The following is a 3,597-nucleotide window of genomic DNA, read 5'->3' on the forward strand; positions in this document are numbered from 1 at the left end:
AGGGTGACGAATTTGGTTCTTCGGTCTCTTTATCTGCCGATGGTACTGCGTTGGCTGTTGGGGCCTATTATGAGTTCTCAAGTGGCATGGGGGTGAACTCTGGTTCTCAAGCGGACAACAGTGTTTATTATTCTGGCGCGGTTTACCTCTTCCGCTTTACTGGAGGTGTGTGGATTCAGGAGACTTACCTAAAGGCTTCCAACACTGACGAGTTTGACTTTTTTGGTTCTTCGGCCTCTTTATCTGCCGATGGTGATACGCTGGCTGTTGGGGCCCTTTCTGAGGATTCCGATGGTGTTGGAGGTAAGGATAATGATGACGCTCGTGATTCAGGCGCGGTTTATGTTTACTGATGGATTGGGTGAGCATTTAACGTAACGGCACTTAGTGCGAACCCTGATTTAGATACAAAAAAGCCTCCCATACAGGAGGCTTTTTTGTTGGGGAAAGTCATGACCGGTTAAAAGGATCATTGAGATCAATCGCTTTTGGGATTAATCTCTTTCCCTAGATGTGAAAAAACCACCTTGCCGGGTGGTTTATTTCGGAATACTTAAACGATTTCAGAACCCGTTAAGTCCTTTCATGATAGCCATATCGTTAAAGCACTTCAAGTACTCCTGCACTCTGTTTGGATTCAAGATGTTTTGGACAGAGCGACGCGCATCAGCCACCGACCAAGGGATATTCCAAAGGTGGCATGGTAAAGGCACTAATCAGAACTAAGCTAACGCTCGATAAATCCGCCCCTTGTAGCTGCTAGAGGGGATAAGCGGGAAAGGAATAAATGATTAGTGTTGTGAGACCGGAATGGGGGCGTAAAGCCTTACTCACAGCGCAGGGCAGCCCGAAAGGGTAAGAGACAAATCCCAATCTGAAAGCGACCATAGAGATACCCAAATCACTCATAAAATTGAGTCGAAATGGGTAGGGGTCGGCGCAGCCGAAAGGGCTGATTCTTTGCCGCCCTTGTACTCTTGTGTCTTCCACTTATACCGCTAGGCGCAGTGTGTGAGTAAGCGAAGCGTCCGAACACCGAGCAAGCGGAATATCGTTTAATGTCCATCTTTGGCACTGTCCCCGAATCTCTTTTTTCATTCTTCTCGAGCGCAACGTTATATGTCTCTCTTATTGGGTTGGCTCTTTTTCATTCCTTATCTTTTCCGATATACGAAACCGATATGTAGAACTGATATATGGTCATATCGGTTTCACATATCAGTTTCACATATCGGTTTTTTTGATTTTTCTACGTGAGCTTATTTTCATTAACTTTGTGTTTTTTTCAGGGGACTCTTTTAGTGGACTCCCCTTCTGGACTGGCTTAGTCCACTGAATAGGTCCACAAAACTAGTCCACTACAATTCCAAAAAAGATAAAAGAAAAGAGCAACTTAGAAACATGTTTCTAAGACCTGGGATGCGTAGCGCTACGCGCGACCAAGCACTTCTAGAGGGTGAAATAGTTTGTATTTTCGCAGGTCGTTCCTCCCTGGCTTAATTCCGCCTTTTCATCCAACCAGAATCACTTGGTCTCGCCTACTCAACGCATCCCAAGATGCATGCACTAAAATTAGCAATTCCCCTCTCCAGTTCGGCACTTTCAGTGATTGAATTTCTTAACGCTTATAGAGCACTTTCATTCCCACATAACAATTAAATCCCCTCGGAGGGGGACGCTGATCGCGATTGATTTAGGAAACGAAAAGTAGAGAGGCGCACCTCGAGTTTTTGCGTTCGTTATTTGATTAGCAGGATTCGCATTTTGTAGACGTCCGAAAAAGCCGGTCTGTAGTGTCGCTTCAAGATTGTTTCTGACGCACTTACTTCGTTCGTTTGTCGGATCGTTCTTTCCATTAAAGAACTTCGTCCATTTTATGGAAAAGAACGATCTCATTTTATTCTCGATTCTTTGAAGCTGTTTTATGCTTGAGTTACGCCATTTCTTGTGAGGTTTTACTATGTCTAGCGCACCTGATGATTCCATCGTCTTAGTTTTATTGATTCTTGGTTGTGCGATTTACAACATCATTCGAATCACACTTGAGATTCGTAATTCGAAATGCTGATTTAGTTTACTTTTAGGCGTTACGGTGTGCTTTTGGGGTGAGTTTGAACGATGTTAATTCGTTCTGTGAATCGCTCTAAAAGCGTCACAAACTTACAAGGCAGTGTGGAGGTGCATTGCCTTGATCAAGTGTCCAAAATCTTCGCTAAGAGCGTTTGTGGGGTTCTGAGGGCTGTTTCTGATAGCAAACCCTGCTATTTACCATAATAGGAATAATGAACACCCGTTTTTGAAAGGTTGAACATCACTTTAGTGGAAAATATTAGTTTTATTGCATTGCCTCACTGTCTAGTTAGCCCCAAAGCATTATTAACAATGATATAATTTAATAACTTAATAACTTAATAACGTGAAGGCGATGAGAAAAATAATATTACTGACGAGTTTGTTGAGTGTTCCTGTGTTTGCCGATACGGGGTCTACTCAGTTTTTTATTGGTGTGCAAGGGGGGTATCAATGGGCTTCCGATGATACTTATCAACACTCAGATCCAAATGGAGCGATTGGGGGGATTTATGGTGGGTTGCAGCTATCTCCAGCTTGGCGTTGGGATGTCGGCTATCAATATCATGATGACTTAAAGGCGGATGCCACATCGGTCAATGTTAAAACGTGGTTAATTGAAAGTGCCTTACGTTACGATTGGTATCTGCAAGACAACGTGAGTCTGTACGGGAGACTTGGTGCATCCTATTGGGATATGGAAAAAAAGTCGCTTTCGTCAGATAAGCTCAGTGCGACCGGTTTCTCTCCTTTAGGTGAGGTCGGGGTGAGTTATGTCTTTACGCCGAGTTTCAGTTTATCCGTCGGCTATCAGTACATTGATGGCCTAGGTAAATCAAACACCGGAAAATACGATAGCCACGCAGCGTTGGTAAGCCTTGCCTATACCTTTGGGCAGACTACTCAACCCGCGCAAGTTGATCCCTCCAACGTTCCGTTTCAAGACTAGGTCGTATTGTTATGAATCCATTTTTTAAAGATTTTCTTGCCCTTGTGGTTTTACCGCCACTAATTCTATTAAGCGGTTGTAATTCAGACGGTGCATTTTCTGGGTCTTCAGCACCTTCAGCACCTTCAGCACCTTCAGTGCCTTCAGTGCCTTCAGTGCCTTCAGCACCTTCAGTGCCTTCAGTGCCTTCAGCACCTTCAGTGCCTTCAGCACCTTCAGTGCCTTCAGCATTTAATTTACATTCGATTGCCCCTTCATCAGGGAAAACTCTATTTTCCTGGGGAAAATCCGAGGGCGCCACGGAGTATCAGTTATGTTTAAAAGACGACACCAAGCTTAACTCTTGTGAGGTCTTAGCCACCACATCCAGCCTGAGCGCTGAGGTGTCAGGGCTTGGGGCGATAAAGAGCTTAACGTCCCCCTATTTTGTTATTGCAAAAAATACCGGTGGAAATCAGAGTTCAAATGATAAATATATCGCCCCTGATGAGGTGTCCCAGCTTATTCAGTACCTTAAGGCTTCCAACACTGGGGAGGATGACAATTTTGGTTCTTCGGTCTCTTTATCTGCCGATGGT

General features: G+C 44.3%; 2 protein-coding genes and 2 pseudogenes. 3 read left to right on the forward strand and 1 reads right to left on the reverse strand.

Features of this window, described 5'->3' with window-relative positions; all coding sequences use genetic code 11:
* Positions 1-353, forward strand: a pseudogene (locus AB6E08_RS22820) (hypothetical protein); the annotation flags it as partial.
* A 2,072-nt stretch (positions 354-2,425) separates the two neighbouring features.
* Complete coding sequence (locus tag AB6E08_RS22825) at positions 2,426-3,019, forward strand: outer membrane beta-barrel protein (protein WP_372063554.1); 594 nt, start codon at positions 2,426-2,428, stop codon at positions 3,017-3,019.
* Positions 3,020-3,043: 24 nt separating this feature from the next.
* Here AB6E08_RS22825 and AB6E08_RS22830 read toward each other — a convergent pair whose 3' ends face one another.
* Positions 3,044-3,250 carry a hypothetical protein gene (locus AB6E08_RS22830; protein WP_372160301.1) on the reverse strand — a complete coding sequence of 69 codons (207 nt, stop codon included), beginning with the start codon at positions 3,248-3,250 and terminating at the stop codon, positions 3,044-3,046.
* On the opposite strand from AB6E08_RS22830, the pseudogene AB6E08_RS22835 reads away from it, so the two are divergent.
* Positions 3,238-3,597: pseudogene (locus AB6E08_RS22835) on the forward strand (hypothetical protein); the annotation flags it as partial. The gene AB6E08_RS22830 and the pseudogene AB6E08_RS22835 overlap by 13 nt on opposite strands.

It is taken from the genome of Vibrio sp. 10N.247.310.24, from assembly GCF_041467175.1.
Classification (GTDB): domain Bacteria; phylum Pseudomonadota; class Gammaproteobacteria; order Enterobacterales; family Vibrionaceae; genus Vibrio; species Vibrio tasmaniensis_A.

Excerpts from the sequence above, each read along its gene's own strand:
- AB6E08_RS22825 (WP_372063554.1), top strand. The coding sequence starts at position 2,426 with ATGAGAAAAATAATATTACTGACGAGTTTGTTGAGTGTTCCTGTGTTT.
- AB6E08_RS22830 (WP_372160301.1), bottom strand. The coding sequence starts at position 3,250 with ATGCTGAAGGCACTGAAGGTGCTGAAGGCACTGAAGGTGCTGAAGGCA.